Genomic DNA, 14,472 nt, shown 5'->3' with positions numbered 1-14,472 from the left:
CAGCCGCGTCGCGGCTAAAACAAAGGGGGAAGCTCACATGCGCATGGGATTATGCACCACGGCCGCTGCGGCCTTAATGGCGGCCGCGGCGCCGGCCTGGACCCAGACCGCCGCGGCCGTCCGGGACTTTGATGTGCCCGGCGGTCCGCTGGGCCCCGCGCTGGCGGCTTTCGCACGTCAGAGCGGCGATCAAATCCTTTACCCCGCAGACCTCGTCGCGGGGCGCACCGGCCAGCCGGTGCGCGGCCAGATGACGTCCCGCGAGGCGCTTGAGCGTCTGCTGGACGGCGCCGGGCTCGCCTTCCGCCAGAGCCGGCCGGATGTGTTCGTCCTCTATGACCCTGCGCAACGGTCCGGACCGGATCAAGAGACCACGGTGCTGGACGAGATCGTCATCACCGGAACGCTCCTTCGCGGAACGTCGGACGGGCCTTCCCCTGTGGTGGTAGTCAGCCGCGACGACATGGACCGCCGCGGCCATGGCACGGTGGCCGACGCCCTGGCGGACCTGCCCCAGAACTTCGGCGGGTCGGGCAACGAGGCCGCAATCACCGCCGGCGCCGACCGCGCGGGCGGCAACGCCGCCTACGCCTCGGGCGTGAACCTCAGGGGTCTCGGAAGCGACGCGACGCTTGTGCTGATCAACGGCCGCCGCCTGGCCGGCAGCGGAAGCAACGGGGATTTCGCGGACATATCCACCATCCCGGCCAGTGCGGTCAGCCGGATCGATGTGCTCCTCGACGGGGCCTCGGCCCTGTACGGCGCCGACGCCGTGGGCGGGGTGGTCAACATCATCCTGCGTCAGGATTACGAGGGTGCCGAAACCCGTCTCCGGCTGGGCGCCACGGCGGACGGCGCGATGCAGGACCGCCAGATCGGCCAGACACTGGGCCGCCGCTGGTCCGGGGGAAGCCTGCTCGCCGTCTACGAATTCAATCAGCGCGACGCCTTCGCGGCTGCCGACCGCCGCCGGGCGAGCGACGCCGACCTGCGCTGGCTCGGCGGCTCGGACCGACGGCAGTATTACAGCAACCCCGGCAACATCCTGATCCGCGATCCGGTGCTGGGCGAGACCCCGGCCTACGCCATCCCCCCGGGCCAGGACGGCTCCGCCCTGCAGCCGGGCGACTTCCTGGCGGGGCAGGTCAACCTCTTCAACATGCGCGAGGGCGTCAACATCGTGCCCCGCCAGACCCGGCATTCCGGCTTTCTCGCCTGGACTCAGAAGATCGGCGAGCGGGTCGAACTGAGTGCGGACGCCCGCTACGGCCACAGGGCCTATGACACGGTCGCCCCCGGCGCCACGACGGTGCTGACGGTGACCGACGCCAATCCCCACTTTGTCTCGCCCGTTGGGGCGATCTCCCACAACATCGCCTACGCCTTCCATCCCGACCTGGGCAATCCGGTGGTGAGCGGAAAGGCCGAAAGCTTCGGCGCCACTTTCGGCGCATCCATCACCCTGCCGGCCGAATGGCGGCTGAACAGCTACCTGGCCTATGCGACCGAGGGCGCGCGGGACCGCACCGTCGGCCTGTTGAACTCGACCCTGCTGCGCGAAGCCCTCGGCTCGACCCCCGACAACCCGGACACGGCGTTCAGCACGGCGCGGGACGGCTTCTTCAACCCCTTCGGCGACGGCTCGAACAGTCCCGCCGCCGTGCTCGACTTCATCGGCTCGGGCTGGACGAACTCGGAATTCGACACACGCGTCACGACCGCGCATCTGCAACTGGACGGAACCGTGCTGCACTTGCCCGCCGGACCGCTTCGGCTGGCGGTCGGCGCCGCCGTCCGGGAAGAAGACTTCCGTCGCCGCGCTGACAATTTCACCGCCGGCGCCGTTCCGGCCATCGGCGCGCCCGTGACGGCTTCGCGACAGGTGGCGTCTGTCTTCTCCGAGGCGCGGCTGCCCCTGTTCGGTCCGGCCTATCGCCGCCCTGGCCTGGAACGGCTGGAGCTGTCGCTGGCGGCCCGTTTCGAAGACTACGGCGACGTCGGCCAGACCCTCAGCCCGAAGATCGGACTGCTATGGGAGCCCCGATCGGACCTGCTGGTGCGCGCGAACTATGGGGAGTCCTTCAGGGCCCCGGCCCTGCGCGAGATCAATGACGCCCCCCGCGCCGGCCCCAGCATCCTGCCCAGAGGCTCATCCCAGATTCTGTCGATGATCCTGTATGGCGGCAACCCGGACCTGGAGCCGGAGGAAGCCCAGAGCTGGACGGTCGGGGCGGAATACCGGCCCTCCATCGCACCTGGCCTGCGCCTGAGCCTCAACGCCTTCCGCATCGCGTTTGACAATCGCATCGGCCAGCCCACCTCCGAGAACATTCTGACGGCCCTGTCGGACCCGTCCCTGAGCGCTTTCATCCGGGTCATCGACCCCGCCAACAATGCGGCGGACCGGGCTGACATGCAGGCCATCCTCGACCAGCCCACGACCAGCCTGAGGGACCTTTTCCCCGCGACCGCCTACGGCGCCATTGTGGACGCCCGCTATGTGAACACGGCCCGCGTGACCACCCAGGGCGTCGACTTGGGCGCTGCGTGGCCCTTCACGGTCGGGGCTTACGCCTTCAACACCGGCGTCAATCTCACCTATCTGGACCGGTTCGACGCCCAGTCCACCCCGACGTCGCCGGTCGTGTCCCAGCTCGACCGGCCCAACTATCCCGTCAGCCTTCGGGGCCGGACCCATCTGGGCTGGTCGCGGGAGAACTGGTCCGGCGCCGTGGGCGTCAGCCATGTGACGGGCTATCGCGATCTCACGGACACGGCGATCGGCTCCTGGACCACCTTCGACCTAAGCCTCCGCTACGAGCCGACGGCCGGGCCCCTGGCCGGAACGGCGGTGACGCTCAACGTCGACAACCTGTTCGATCGCGCCCCGCCCTTCTACGATTCTCCCGCAGGGGTCGCCTATGACGCGGCCAACGCCGACGTCCGGGGCCGGTATCTGTCGCTGCAGCTCGTCCGGAGCTGGTGATGCGCCCGATCATTCCGGTTCTCGCAGCGGCCCTGGCCGCTGCGGTCCCCGCGTCCGCCATGGGCCAGCGGGCCTTTTCGACCGAGCACCTGTTGTCCATGGAAGGAGTCGGCAGGGCTCGCATCAGTCCGGACGGACAGTGGGTCGCCGTCGAGCGACGGGGACCATGGAACAGCGCGTCCAGCTACCGGTTCGGCAACCTGACCTCCCACCTGCTGAGCCGCCTGGAGGTCTCTCGCAGGGACGGCGACGTCCCGGCCTTGGTCCTGAAGAATCCGGGTGCGGCGGCCGGCTACCTGTCCGGACCCTTTTCCCCCGACGGTCGGCGCATGGTGGTCTACCGCCTGACCGAAGACACCTGGCGTCTGGGCGTGCTGTCGTTCCCCGACCTGCAGGTGCGATGGTTCGACATCACCCCGGAGTATCCCCTCTACGGCCAGACCGTCGCCTGGCGATCCGACACCGAACTGGTGCTGGTCGCCCGGGAAGCCGACGACCTGCCGCTCTTCCTGCGCATGCCCGGCGGCGCGCAGGAGGAAATCTCGGCCCTCTGGCGGACGGCGGCCAACGGGCACGCGCCTTCAGGCGTTTTCGTCACCAGCGGATCAACGCGCAATGAGCGGGCCCGGTCGCGGCCTGCACGCCTGATCCGCCTCAATGTGGAGACCGGCGAAGACCGGGTGCTGGCGCGGGGCGATTTCTTTGACCTGGAGATTTCACCGGACGGCCGCAGCGTCGCAGCCATGAAGAACGGAGAGGACTACCAGATCGGCCCCGACGTCCCGGCCTCCACCGGCGAGTGGCTCAGCCGCAGACGCCTCGTCCTCTCGGACCTGGAAACGGGGCATACCCTGGAACCCCTGCCCGGGCAGGACTTCATCACCCACCTCATGACCTGGTCCCCGGACAGCCGGCGGCTCATCGCCTTCGCCCGCACCGAAGGGCGCGCCTTTCGCGGCGGACGGTTCTGGTCCATCACGGCCGGCGGGGAGTCTGAAGCCCTGGACCTTGGAAACGACGCGCCCTGGATTGACGCGACGTGGGACGGAATCCCCTTGGCGTTCGCCGGTTGGGACGGACGGGTTCCGGTCGTCCAGGTGCGTTCAGCCGACGGCGCGCGGCTCTGGCGGCGGCTATCCCCTGGCGACGACGACAGGTCTGCCCAGGTCGCGGCGCCCGGAGAGCGGCTCGTCTGGGCCAATGACCAGCTGATGGTCCTGAACGGATCGGGCCTTTCTCTTTTCGGCGGCCGCGATTCCATTCTGACCGGCTTCTCCCTCGCAGGACGAAGCTTCGACGGCGGAGATCGCCGCAATCACAACCCCGACCCCGTGTGGTTGGGCCGCCAACCCCTGGTGAACCAGGCCGGCTGCATCACCACCGCCCGGACCACCCGCCCGCACTGCCTGGCGGAAGCCCTCGAGGGAGAGATGATCCTCGCCGCCGCGGCGCAGGACCCCGCCCTCGTCACTCGCCGGCGTTCGACCCTGGGCGCGACAACCGTGACCTTGCGGACACCCGACGAGGCTCGGCGGCTCTTCACCGTCAACCCGACGCTGGAGGACCTGGACTGGGGCGAGGTCATCCCGGTCCGTCACGCCGGGCCGGACGGCGCCGAGCTGACGAGCTGGCTGCTTCTTCCACCGGAGCGCCGCACGACGCCGTCCCCGGTGGTGATCATGCCCTATCCCGGCGACATCCACGCCGAAGCCCCCGGGAGCCTGCAGCCCGGAACTGACCAACGCCACGTCAATCCCCACGTCCTCGCGGCGGCGGGCTATGCCGTGCTCGTTCCCAGCTTGCCGTACGATCGGCACCCGGCGGACCTTCGCGACATCGCCCCGCAGCTTGAGACGGTCCTGGACGCCGCCGCCGAAGCCGGTTGGGTGGACCCGGATCGCGCCGCGCTCGTCGGCCACAGTTTCGGCGCCCAGACCGTCCTGCGGGTCGCGACCCAGACCGACCGGTTCCGCGCGATCATCGCGTCCAACGGATACGCGGATCTCGCCAACATCGCCTATCTTCGGCTTTACTGGCGCGCTATCGCCCGCGACGGCGTGCCCATCACGACCATGTCGGGCTGGGCGGAGACGGGACAGGGCGGCGTCGGCGTACCCTTCGCCTCGGACCCCCTGGCCTATGTGGATCACAGCCCCCTATACGCCGCAGGGCGGATCGTGACGCCGACCCTGCTCATCGAAAGCGACCTGGACGGGGCCCGCCTGGGCGGCCTGTTCGGCGTCCTCTATCGGCTCAACAGGGAAGCGGGCCTGTTGACGGTCTTCGGCGAGGGCCACAGCTTCGCCAGCCCCGGCAATGTCCGCGACCTGCACGACCATGTCCTTGCGTGGCTTGACCGATACCTGGCCCCGTCGGCGCTCGATCCTGGCCAGCCAGGTTCGCAGCCAGGCCTCCAGAACCGCGGTGATCAGCCGGCGATTGCTGGCCGGGCGCCGGATTAGGACCGCCTCTTCCAGACCGCTCGCCATCTCGGCCGTGTCGATCAGGCGGTGACCGGCGAGCTCACCCTCCAGGATGAAGGGCCGCAGGGTGGGCAGGCTGGCGCGCACCACCTTGCCATAGTGCTGTGTCAGGTCGCCCTTGCCACGGCGCGCGATCAACCGGGTCGGCAGGCGCCGGGAGAACGCGAGGCGCGCCAGGGCCCGGTCCCGTGCGCCCTGCGTCAGGACATCGACCGGTATGGACAGACAGTGCTCGATGACCGGCTGGGCCAGCAAGGGCTGGATCAGGTTGGCCTGGCGAGCCCTCAAGGCGTCGCCCCAAAACAGCTGGGTGTTGACCAGCGCTCTGATCTGGGCGGTCTTGGCCGGCGGCAAGTCGCGGCCTCGCAACCAGGGATGGCGCGGGCCTGACGGGTCTGCACCCCCACCATCCAGGGCGCGGCGCGCCAGCGTCCAGGCGGGCACGCCCGTCCATTGCGCCAACCGCGTGAGATAGGCAGGCGAGAGCGCCTGGGGCCCGAGGCGACGAAAACGATCAATGATGATGTTCGGGTCGGCGGCGTACTGGAGCACGGCGTCGCCGCCCTGTCCGCTGACGATACCCGTCGCACCGGATGCCGCGGCGCGACGCGCCATGTCCGCATCATAGGCCGCATCCAGGCCGTTCAGCCCGGGCCGCAGAGCTCGTCCCATGGACATCAGTTGCTCGATCGTGACCGGCGCCGTCGTTTTCCGGGCGAACGCAAGACGCAGGCCCAGCGCCTCGGCCGCCACCCCGGCATAGGCGCGTTCATCGCCCTCCCGCCAGACGCCGTGGTAATTGATGAAATCCGTGTCGCCGGACCGGCCGGCTGTGACCAGGGCCGCGGCGACCACGGCGGAATCCAGCCCGCCCGACAGCTCCCCCACCAGCCGGCCGTGACCGGAGACCAGGGCCGCCGTCGTTCGGTCCACGACGGATTCCAGCGCCGCTGGATCGTCGTCCCACAGGCGCCCGCGGGAGCAGAACCCCACCGGGCTCCAGACCTCCAGGGACTCTGGATGATCGCCAGCCAGGGTGAGTTCGCCGGGCCGGACGGAGACCAGACCCCGTATCCCGAGGCGGTCGGCGATCATCGCGGGGTCATCGAGAAAGGCCGCGAGGGCCTCCCAATCGACACCCACGTGCTCCGGCCACAGCGGGTCCAGCTCCGGCGGCGGCTCGCCGGTCACGGCCGTCAGGCCGTTTGCGCGCCACCAGACGCAATCCAGGGCTCCTGACGGATCACGCAGCAGGGCCAGCGCGCCCGAGGCGTCGTCGATCCAGGCGAGCACATAGCGGCCCCATCCGCGCCCCACCGCCTTGCCTGCAATCTCCACCGACGAGCGGCTTTCGCCGATCAGCGAGGCCAGCGAACGCGAGTCGCCGCGCCAGTCGCCGATCAGGATGTGCCGCCGATGAACCTGCACCGCCTTCAGCCGCGAGCGCGGCCCCAGCCAGACCTCCAGGTCGCAGACGGCCAGCGCGCGGCGCCAGCCTTGGTCGCGCAGCGCCGCCAGGCCGGCTTCAAGCCCATCGGCCGCACCGGCCGGACGGTCACGCCGGTCGATCAGCACATAGCCGTGGGCGTGGGGCGGAGGCGGCGTCATCGGCGGAGGATCGGCGTAAAGGCCTGAAGGCGCTCAAAATCGTCATTGAGACAGACGTCCTCGCACTGGACCCAGCAATGGGCGGAGAACGGCCAGAGACGAACACCGAACACCCATTCGGCCCGAAGGCCGTGTCGCTGCAACCACGCCACCAGCAAGGCCGAGCGTTGCAGGCACTCGCCCCGGAACGGCAGCCAGACCATGATGTCCCAGAACTGGCGCGCCGCAGGCAAAATCTGGTCCGGGTCGCACGACAGGGCGGAGTCCTCCCGCACCAGCTCAAGATAGGGAGCGAGGCCGGGGCGCCGCCGGACCCTGCGCAGATCATTCAGGGCGCCGGCCGCATGGCGAAGTTCCGGCGCGCTCGGGCGCCCGGCTGCAGCCTCATGGATGATGGATCGGGTCGGACTAGCCGGCGCGAGGCGCCGCGGCGGCGCGGGTGTCTCGCGCGTCATGCCGGCCGCCTCCAGCCTCTGGGCCAGCGGACCGGGGCGAAGGCGCGGGCTCGTCGCTGTTCCCTCGAAGCCCGCCGCGCCACCGGGCACACAGAGATAGGCGTCCCTTGTGACGTGAAGGATCACCGCATCCTCGTCGATCAGGGCCACGTGGATGTCTTCACGCAGATGGAAGGTCATGCTGTGCTAACCCGTGCACAGGGGCGTCGGCGGACCGACGCCCCTGCCCGCTCAGGCCTCCTGAACGCCGGGGGGCGTCCATTGGTAGATGGGGTTCAGCTCCATCTCACGGCCACCAGACGTGGCGCGGGTTGAGCGTGCCGCATCGCCCAGGGCGACCATCTCCTGACCGGCGCCGGAGGGCGTCCATTCGAAGATGGGATTCAGCTCGGTCACCTCGCCCCGTTCAACGGCGCGGGTGGCGGCGCCGGCCGCGCCGAGCGGCACCAGGTCAAGGCCGACGCCGGCCTGCTGGTAGTAGTGGACAGGAACCAGTTCGACGAACTCGCCGCACAGGCAGGCGCGCGTCTCGCGACTGGCGAGGCCCAGAGGAATAAAAGTCGGGGTCATCATATGCTCCTTGCGTTTGAAGGGCGGGATCGCCCGGAACCAAGGAAGCGTCCCGCGCACTCTATATTCAAACTATATTTGGTCTATATTCTTGGCCGCCGGGCGCAGGGCCGCGCAAATCTCGCCAGCCCTTCCGATCCTCGCTTCATGGTGGCCATCGATGAGTCGGCGCACAGCGGGAATTTCGCCTGCGAAGAACGCGGCCTCCGCCTCGGCGTACAGAGCGGGCTCTGAAGGACAAACCTGGCTTTCAGCGCGCCGAAGCAGACGCAGGCGCGCCGCCGCGCGTCCCTGGGCTTCAGCGAGGACGACATTGCCGCTGCTCGCCGCGACGCACCGGAACAGCCAGGCGGTTCGGTCCTCCAGGTCCGCGATGTCGGGGGCCGGCTCCAGGCGTTGGGGCGAAGCAAGGGTTTCCAGCGCCCAGAGCAGGCAGCGGCGATGGAGGTCGTACAGCTGCTTCACCTCCTCGGCCGACGGGTCGGGCATGAAGTAGCCGCGCCCCACCCGGCGCTCGACGAGACCCTGGCCCGCCAGCCAGGCCAGGGCTTCGCGCACCGGCGTGGCGCTCAGGCGAGAGGCCTGGGCGATGTCCCGGACGACCAGGGGATCGCCGGCGCGCACAGGCTCGGACAGGCACACACGCCAGGTGGCCCCCATGGCCTCGCCGAACGAATCCCGCGTTCTCATCGCCGCCGGCGCAGCACGCGCGCCGCCTCTCCTGACTACAATCCGCCCATTCATTTGAGCAATCACGCGCTGATGAGCGCGCCCACGACAGATCTTTCCTCGCTCTTTGGCCCCGCTTGCCGATCTTTGCGGACCACCCGCAATAAAGCTGCGTGCGTTTGCTATGCCGCTTTTATTTGCGCTCCACTTGCCCCATTTTTCAACCAGTGGGCGAGCCGCGCGGCCTCGACCAGGGCCGTCGTCGATACGGAAGGGGGAGCCATCGTGGATCCGAAGGAGCGCCGCAGCCAGAGCGAGACCCTGTCCGCCGGCCTGCGCCTGATCCGCTCCCATCGCCGCCTCAAGGCCGCCGACGTGGCCGAACGCATGAACATGGCCCAGCGCTCCTATGAGCATTTCGAGGCCGGGGCCGGCCGCGTGAACCTGGAGCGCATCCACCGGTTCGCGGAGGCCACCGACAGCGACCCCTACGCCATCCTGGCCAGCCTCGCCCTGGGATCGCCCGAGTTCGCCCTTCGCTGCGCCGACAACAAGCTGATGACCATCGTCATGGTGGCGCTGCAGGATTTCGACCGCGACCACGGCGCCCTCGCCGCATCGCTGGATGCGCGCACCCTGATCAACGCCTTCGACCGCCTGTTCAAGGATCTCGGCGAGCTGGCCGTCCAGCGAGATCAGGACGCCCGCGCCTGGCTGGCGTCCGGCGCCGATCGGCTGGTGAAGCCCGTCGGCCCCGAAGAGGCCTGACGGCGCCACCGGAAATCTACCGACGCACGCTTGCGGGATAGCCGCAATCGACTGGCGGCGATTTCCTTAGGGCCATGTCTGGTCCCCTCGCCACTGACACGCTGTCGCCCGCCCTGGACGCCCTGTCGCTCCGGCAGTGGGAGTGCGTACACCTGGCGGCGACCGGGCTGTCCTCGGCCCGCATCGCCGCCAGACTGCGGCTGTCGCCCCGCACGGTCGATGAACATATCGCCCGAGCGTGCCGGACGCTGAACGTCCGCACCCGGGTCCAGGCGGCCGCGATCCTCGCCGGCCATGAGGCTCCGCCTCCAACATCGCCCCGGGCCCGGGGCGTGCCGCCCCGTCCCGTTTCCGCCGAAAGCCGCCCGTCATGCTCGATCTAGCCGCCGTGCTCGATCTCGCCGAGGCCTGCGCGCCCGGCGTGGCGCCGGAGACTCTGGCGGCCGTGGCTTATGTGGAGAGCCGCTTCGATCCCCTGGCGATCGGGGTGAACCGCGGTCCGGCGCCGCCGCTCCGGGCGCGCAGTCGCGCCCAGGCCGTCGCGGCGACGCGCGCTCTGCTGGCGCGCGGCGCCAATCTCGATCTCGGCCTGGCCCAGATCAACAGCGCCAATCTTCCCTGGCTGGGCCTGTCGATCGAGGACGCTTTCGATCCCTGCCGCAACCTCGCCGCTTCCGCCACCGTGCTGCGCGCGGGCTATCGCCCGGCCGGGGCCGAACCCGCCCATCGGCAGGCGGCGCTGCGCGTTGCCCTGTCCCGCTACAACACCGGCCATCCGAACCGTGGCTTGCGCAACGGCTATGTCGCCCGCGTCGAAGCCGCCGCCGCGCGCCTTTCCCTCACCCGACCGATCGCGGCCGACGCCCCCGCGCCGGGCGGGCCGATCCGGCTCGCCGCCGAACCGCCGCCGCCGTCCTGGGACGTGTTCGCGCGCGCGCGCGGCGGCGCCGTCATCACCGTTTCGACTGAGCCCATCGGGAGTTCCTCACCATGACCATCCCTGTCTCACGCCGGCGCCGCTGGGCGGCCGCCGCCATGATCGCCGGCGCCGCCAGTCTGGTGGCCGTCAGTCCGGCCTTCGCCTCCGCCAATATCGAAGGTCTGCTCCAGAACGTGGTGGACCTGCTGACCGGCAACACCGCTCGTCTCCTGGCGGTGCTGGCGGTGGTCATCGTCGGCATACTGTGGATGTTCGGCCTGTTCGACCTGCGCCGGGCCGCCATCGTGGTTCTGGGCATCGTGGTGGTTTTCGGCGCCGCCGAGATCGTCAACCTCATCACCGGGGGCGGCTGATGGCGGACGAACGGCTCGCCGAAGACCCGCTGTTCCTGGCCTGCACCCGTCCGGCGATGGTGATGGGGGCGCCGATGGAGGCCGTGGGCGTCAATGTGATCCTGTCGGGGGTCGTCTTCCTCGTCGGCGGCAGCCTGCTCTATCTGTTGGCCGCCCCGGTGCTGCATCTGGTGTTCCGCGCCATCTGCAAGGCCGACCACAACGCCTTCCGGCTGCTCTTCCTCTACGTGGACACCAAGGGTCGAGCGCGCAACGGCGCCGCCTGGGGCGGCTCTTCCCCGACCCCTCTGCCTCTCGTTCGCCGCCTTACGCCCGGAGGCCTGCGTCATGGCTGACAGCGCGCATTCCCTTCGACGCGAGCCGGCGGTCCGCGGGGCCTTGCCCTACGCCCGCCACGTCAGCCATGAGATCGTCGCCCTGGACACCGGGGCCCTGATGCTGAGCCTGAAGCTGGACGGCGTCAGCTTCGAGACCGCCGACGCGCGCGACCTCAACGATTGGCACGTCAAGCTGAACCAGGCCTGGCGCAATCTCGCCGACGACCGGCTGGCGGTCTGGCACCATGTGGTGCGCCGCCCGATCCAGCTTGCGCCGACAACGGGCCACATCTCGGCCTTCGCCCGCGAACTGTCCGCCGACTATGACGCCCGACTCGCCGCCCGGCGCCTGTTCGTCAATGACCTCTATGTCTCCCTGGTGCTTCATCCGGGCCGTGAGACCGGCGAACGCGCCGGCGCTCTGATACGTCGACTTCGCGCCGCCCGGCGGGGCGAGGCCGAGATCGACGCGACCTTGCTGGGCCGGCTGGAGGAAGCCGCCCGCGACCTGGTCCAGTTCCTCGCCCCCTACGGCCCGCGCCGCCTTGGCCTCTACAAGCACGGCGGCCTCTGGTTCTCCGAACCCATGGAGATGTTCCGCCTGATCCTGACGGGCCGGCCCGAGCGGGTTCCGCTGACCTGCGGCCATCTGGGCGACGCCGTCTATACGTCGCGGGTCATCTTTGGCCGCGAGGCGCTGGAGCTGCGGGACGTGGCCGACACCCGCTTCGCCGGCGTCCTGGCGATCAAGGAGTATCCGTCCGTCACCCGGCCCGGCCTGTGGGACGGCCTTCTGGACGCCCGTTTCCCCTTCGTCGTCTCCCAGTCCTTCGCCTTTCTCTCCAAGTCCGCCGCCCGGGCGGTGATGGAGCGCAAGCAGAACCAGATGGTCGCGTCGCGGGACCGCGCGGCGTCGCAGATCGACGGGCTGGACGCGGCCCTGGACGATCTGGTCAGCAACCGCTTCGTGATGGGCGAACATCACGCCTCGGTGCTGGTCCATGGCGACCATCCTGCGGCCCTGGCCGACCACCTCGCCAAGGCGCGCGGCGTGCTGGCCGACTGCGGTCTGGTGGTGGCGCGGGAGGATCTGGGGCTAGAAGCCGCCTTCTGGGCCCAGTTCCCGGGCAATTTCTCCAGACGCACCCGACCCGCAGCCATCACCTCCCGCAATTTCGCGGCCCTGGCCCCCTTCCACGCCCATCCTGTAGGACGCCCGGACGGCAATCACTGGGGCGAGGCCGTGGCCGTGCTGCGCACCACGGCCGCCTCCCCCTTCTATCTCAACCTGCACCTGGGCGACCTGGGCCACACCTTCATCTGCGGCCCCTCCGGCTCGGGCAAGACCGTGGTGCAGAACTTCGTCCTTGCCCAACTGGAGCGGTTCGGCGTCCAGCAGATTTTCATCGACAAGGACCTCGGCGCCGAAATCTTCGTGCGCGCGTCCGGCGGCGACTATCTGGCGCTGAAGGCCGGCGAGCCGTCGGGCTTCGCCCCCTTCAAGGCCTTGACGCCATCGCCGTCCAACCGGGCTTTCCTCGCCCGTCTGGTCCGCGCCCTGGTGGAGCGGCCAGGCGAAACCCTCAGCGTGGGCCAGCGCCGCGCCATCGACGACGCCGTCCGGGCGCTGGAGGCCTTGCCGAAAGCCAGGCGCTCGCTGTCCGCCCTGAGAAGCCTGCTCGGCCAGGGCGACGCGGGCGGGATCGGCGCCCGGCTGGAACGCTGGGTCCAGGGCGGCCCGCTGGGCTGGGTGCTGGACAATCCGGAGGACGCCGTTGCACTCGACGCCCGGCTGGTCGGCTTCGACGTCACCACGATCCTGGACGACGCCGAGGTGCGCGCGCCGGTGATGCTCTATCTGCTGCACCGGATCGGCGAACGGGTGGATGGCCGCCGCCTGGTGCTGGACATCGACGAGTTCTGGAAAGCCCTGGGCGACCCGGCATTCACCGATCTGATCCGCGACGGACTCAAGACCTGGCGCAAGCAGAACGCAGTGATGATGTTCGGCACCCAGTCGCCCTCGGACGCCCTGGCCTCTCCGATCGCCCCGGCCATCCTGGAACAATGCGCCACCAGGATTTTCCTGCCCAACGCCCATGGTCAGGCCCGCGACTATGTTGAGGGCTTCGGCCTGACCGAGACCGAGTTTCGCCTGGTCCGCGATGAGCTGACCCCGGACTCCCATCGCTTCCTGGTCAAGCAAGGCCACGCCAGCGTGGTGGTGGAGTTGGACCTGACCGGGCTGGACGACGCCCTGGCGATCCTGTCCGGCCGGGCCGGGACCGTCGCCCTCCTTGACCGCCTCAGGGCCGAGCACGGCGACGCCTATGCCCAGTGGCGCGACGCCTTCCACCAGCAAAGGAGACTCCCATGATCCGCCATTCCCTCGCCGCGGCCTCGGCAGTCGCCGCTCTTCTGCTCGCCGCCGGCGCCGCCCAGGCGCAGATGGTGGTCCACGACCCGACGTCCTATGCGCAGCTGGTGCGCGAGGCGCAGACCGCTCTTCAGCAGCTGGAGCAGTTGCGCGAACAGGTCCGCCAAGGCGAGGCGCTGTTCGACAGCCTGAACGATGTGTCGGACATCAATCGCGTGGCCCAGGCGCTGGGCCTGCCCGAGGTGCGCAGTCCGCTGCCCGACCTCCAGGCGCTGCGGGCCGCCGCCGAGGGCGACCTGTCGGCGCTGGGCGCCCTGGCGGAACGCGCCGACGCCATCCGCGCCGATATGCGCCTCTACACGCCCCCGGCCGGCGACGTCCCGGCCGCGGATCGCTACTATCACGAGGCGCTGGAGCGGGCCGGCGCCCGCACCGCCCGCGACCTGGCGGTCGGGGAGGCTGTCGGCGCCGCCGCCGACCAGCGGCTGGAAGGGCTCGAGGTCTTGCGCCAGGCGCTCGACACCGCCCCGAACGCCCGCGCCGTGATGGACCTGGAAGCACGGCTCGCTGCCGAACAGGCCCTGATCCAGAATGAACAGGTGCGCCTGCAGGGCCTGGCCATGACCCAGGCGGCCGAGGAACGGCTGGAGGCGCAGCGCGCCCGCGAGCGCGCCGCCGCCGCCCGGGACGACCGCCTGGCCACCTACCGGCAGGCGATCCAGTGAGAGGCGTCCTCCCGATCCTGGCCGTCCTGGTCCTCGGCGCCTGTGCGCAGGCCGACGACACGGTCGAAACCTTCGCCGCCGATCAGACGGCGGCGGAGGCGGCCGTGGCCGATTGCGCCGGCGGCCGGCGCACCCTGGACTGCGACGCCGCCCGCGAAGGTCTGGCGCAGGGCCGGAGCCGCGATCGCGAAGCCCTTTATCGTCAGGCCTTTTGAGGAACC

Annotated in this window: 13 protein-coding genes and 1 pseudogene; 10 read left to right on the top strand and 4 right to left on the bottom strand. The window is 69.9% G+C overall.

Annotated elements, in window-relative coordinates:
- Positions 1–37 precede the first annotated feature (37 nt).
- Both IWC96_RS05225 and IWC96_RS05220 read left to right on the top strand, forming a co-directional pair.
- A complete protein-coding gene (locus IWC96_RS05225) occupies positions 38–2,986 on the top strand; it encodes a TonB-dependent receptor (RefSeq protein ID WP_196838507.1) in 2,949 nt (982 codons plus the stop codon).
- On the top strand, positions 2,986–5,448 hold the full coding sequence (locus IWC96_RS05220; protein ID WP_196838506.1) for a prolyl oligopeptidase family serine peptidase: 2,463 nt from the start codon (positions 2,986–2,988) through the stop codon (positions 5,446–5,448). Before IWC96_RS05225 ends, IWC96_RS05220 begins: the two co-directional genes overlap by 1 nt.
- Here IWC96_RS05220 and IWC96_RS15925 read toward each other — a convergent pair.
- The 4 genes and pseudogenes from IWC96_RS15925 to IWC96_RS05205 form a co-directional block, all read right to left on the bottom strand.
- Positions 5,446–6,564 (bottom strand): annotated as a pseudogene (locus tag IWC96_RS15925) (asparagine synthase-related protein); the annotation flags it as partial. The gene IWC96_RS05220 and the pseudogene IWC96_RS15925 sit on opposite strands and share 3 nt — an antisense overlap.
- A 509-nt stretch (positions 6,565–7,073) precedes the next feature.
- A complete protein-coding gene (locus IWC96_RS05215) occupies positions 7,074–7,712 on the bottom strand; it encodes a lasso peptide biosynthesis B2 protein (protein ID WP_196838505.1) in 639 nt (212 codons plus the stop codon).
- Between the two features lie 51 nt (positions 7,713–7,763).
- Positions 7,764–8,102, bottom strand: coding sequence for a hypothetical protein (locus IWC96_RS05210; RefSeq protein WP_196838504.1), 339 nt, complete (start codon positions 8,100–8,102; stop codon positions 7,764–7,766).
- Between the two features lie 72 nt (positions 8,103–8,174).
- A complete protein-coding gene (locus IWC96_RS05205; protein ID WP_196838503.1) occupies positions 8,175–8,792 on the bottom strand; it encodes a GntR family transcriptional regulator in 618 nt (205 codons plus the stop codon).
- Between the two features lie 264 nt (positions 8,793–9,056).
- Here IWC96_RS05205 and IWC96_RS05200 point away from each other — a divergent pair, with 264 nt between their 5' ends.
- The 8 genes from IWC96_RS05200 (at position 9,057) to IWC96_RS05165 (ending at position 14,466) form a co-directional block, all read left to right on the top strand.
- Positions 9,057–9,539 (top strand): helix-turn-helix transcriptional regulator, encoded by a 483-nt coding sequence (locus IWC96_RS05200; RefSeq protein ID WP_196838502.1) that lies wholly within the window; start codon positions 9,057–9,059, stop codon positions 9,537–9,539.
- A gap of 74 nt (positions 9,540–9,613) precedes the next feature.
- The gene (locus IWC96_RS05195; protein ID WP_196838501.1) at positions 9,614–9,922 is read left to right on the top strand and encodes a helix-turn-helix transcriptional regulator; all 309 of its coding nucleotides are present in this window, start codon (positions 9,614–9,616) and stop codon (positions 9,920–9,922) included.
- The gene (locus IWC96_RS05190) at positions 9,910–10,533 is read left to right on the top strand and encodes a lytic transglycosylase domain-containing protein (protein WP_196838500.1); all 624 of its coding nucleotides are present in this window, start codon (positions 9,910–9,912) and stop codon (positions 10,531–10,533) included. Before IWC96_RS05195 ends, IWC96_RS05190 begins: the two co-directional genes overlap by 13 nt.
- Positions 10,530–10,832 (top strand): TrbC/VirB2 family protein, encoded by a 303-nt coding sequence (locus tag IWC96_RS05185; protein WP_196838499.1) that lies wholly within the window; start codon positions 10,530–10,532, stop codon positions 10,830–10,832. The genes IWC96_RS05190 and IWC96_RS05185 overlap by 4 nt, the downstream gene beginning before the upstream one ends.
- Positions 10,832–11,167: a type IV secretion system protein VirB3 gene (locus tag IWC96_RS05180; protein ID WP_196838498.1), complete on the top strand. Its 336-nt coding sequence runs from the start codon at positions 10,832–10,834 to the stop codon at positions 11,165–11,167. Before IWC96_RS05185 ends, IWC96_RS05180 begins: the two co-directional genes overlap by 1 nt.
- Positions 11,160–13,526, top strand: coding sequence for a VirB4 family type IV secretion/conjugal transfer ATPase (locus IWC96_RS05175; RefSeq protein ID WP_196838497.1), 2,367 nt, complete (start codon positions 11,160–11,162; stop codon positions 13,524–13,526). Before IWC96_RS05180 ends, IWC96_RS05175 begins: the two co-directional genes overlap by 8 nt.
- Positions 13,523–14,251 (top strand): type IV secretion system protein, encoded by a 729-nt coding sequence (locus IWC96_RS05170; RefSeq protein ID WP_196838496.1) that lies wholly within the window; start codon positions 13,523–13,525, stop codon positions 14,249–14,251. Before IWC96_RS05175 ends, IWC96_RS05170 begins: the two co-directional genes overlap by 4 nt.
- On the top strand, positions 14,248–14,466 hold the full coding sequence (locus IWC96_RS05165) for a hypothetical protein (RefSeq protein WP_196838495.1): 219 nt from the start codon (positions 14,248–14,250) through the stop codon (positions 14,464–14,466). The genes IWC96_RS05170 and IWC96_RS05165 overlap by 4 nt, the downstream gene beginning before the upstream one ends.
- Positions 14,467–14,472 lie beyond the last annotated feature (6 nt).

Source organism: Brevundimonas sp. BAL450 (genome assembly GCF_015767455.1).
In the GTDB taxonomy this organism is placed as follows: domain Bacteria; phylum Pseudomonadota; class Alphaproteobacteria; order Caulobacterales; family Caulobacteraceae; genus Brevundimonas; species Brevundimonas abyssalis.
This window is presented reverse-complemented; position numbering and strand designations above follow the sequence as displayed.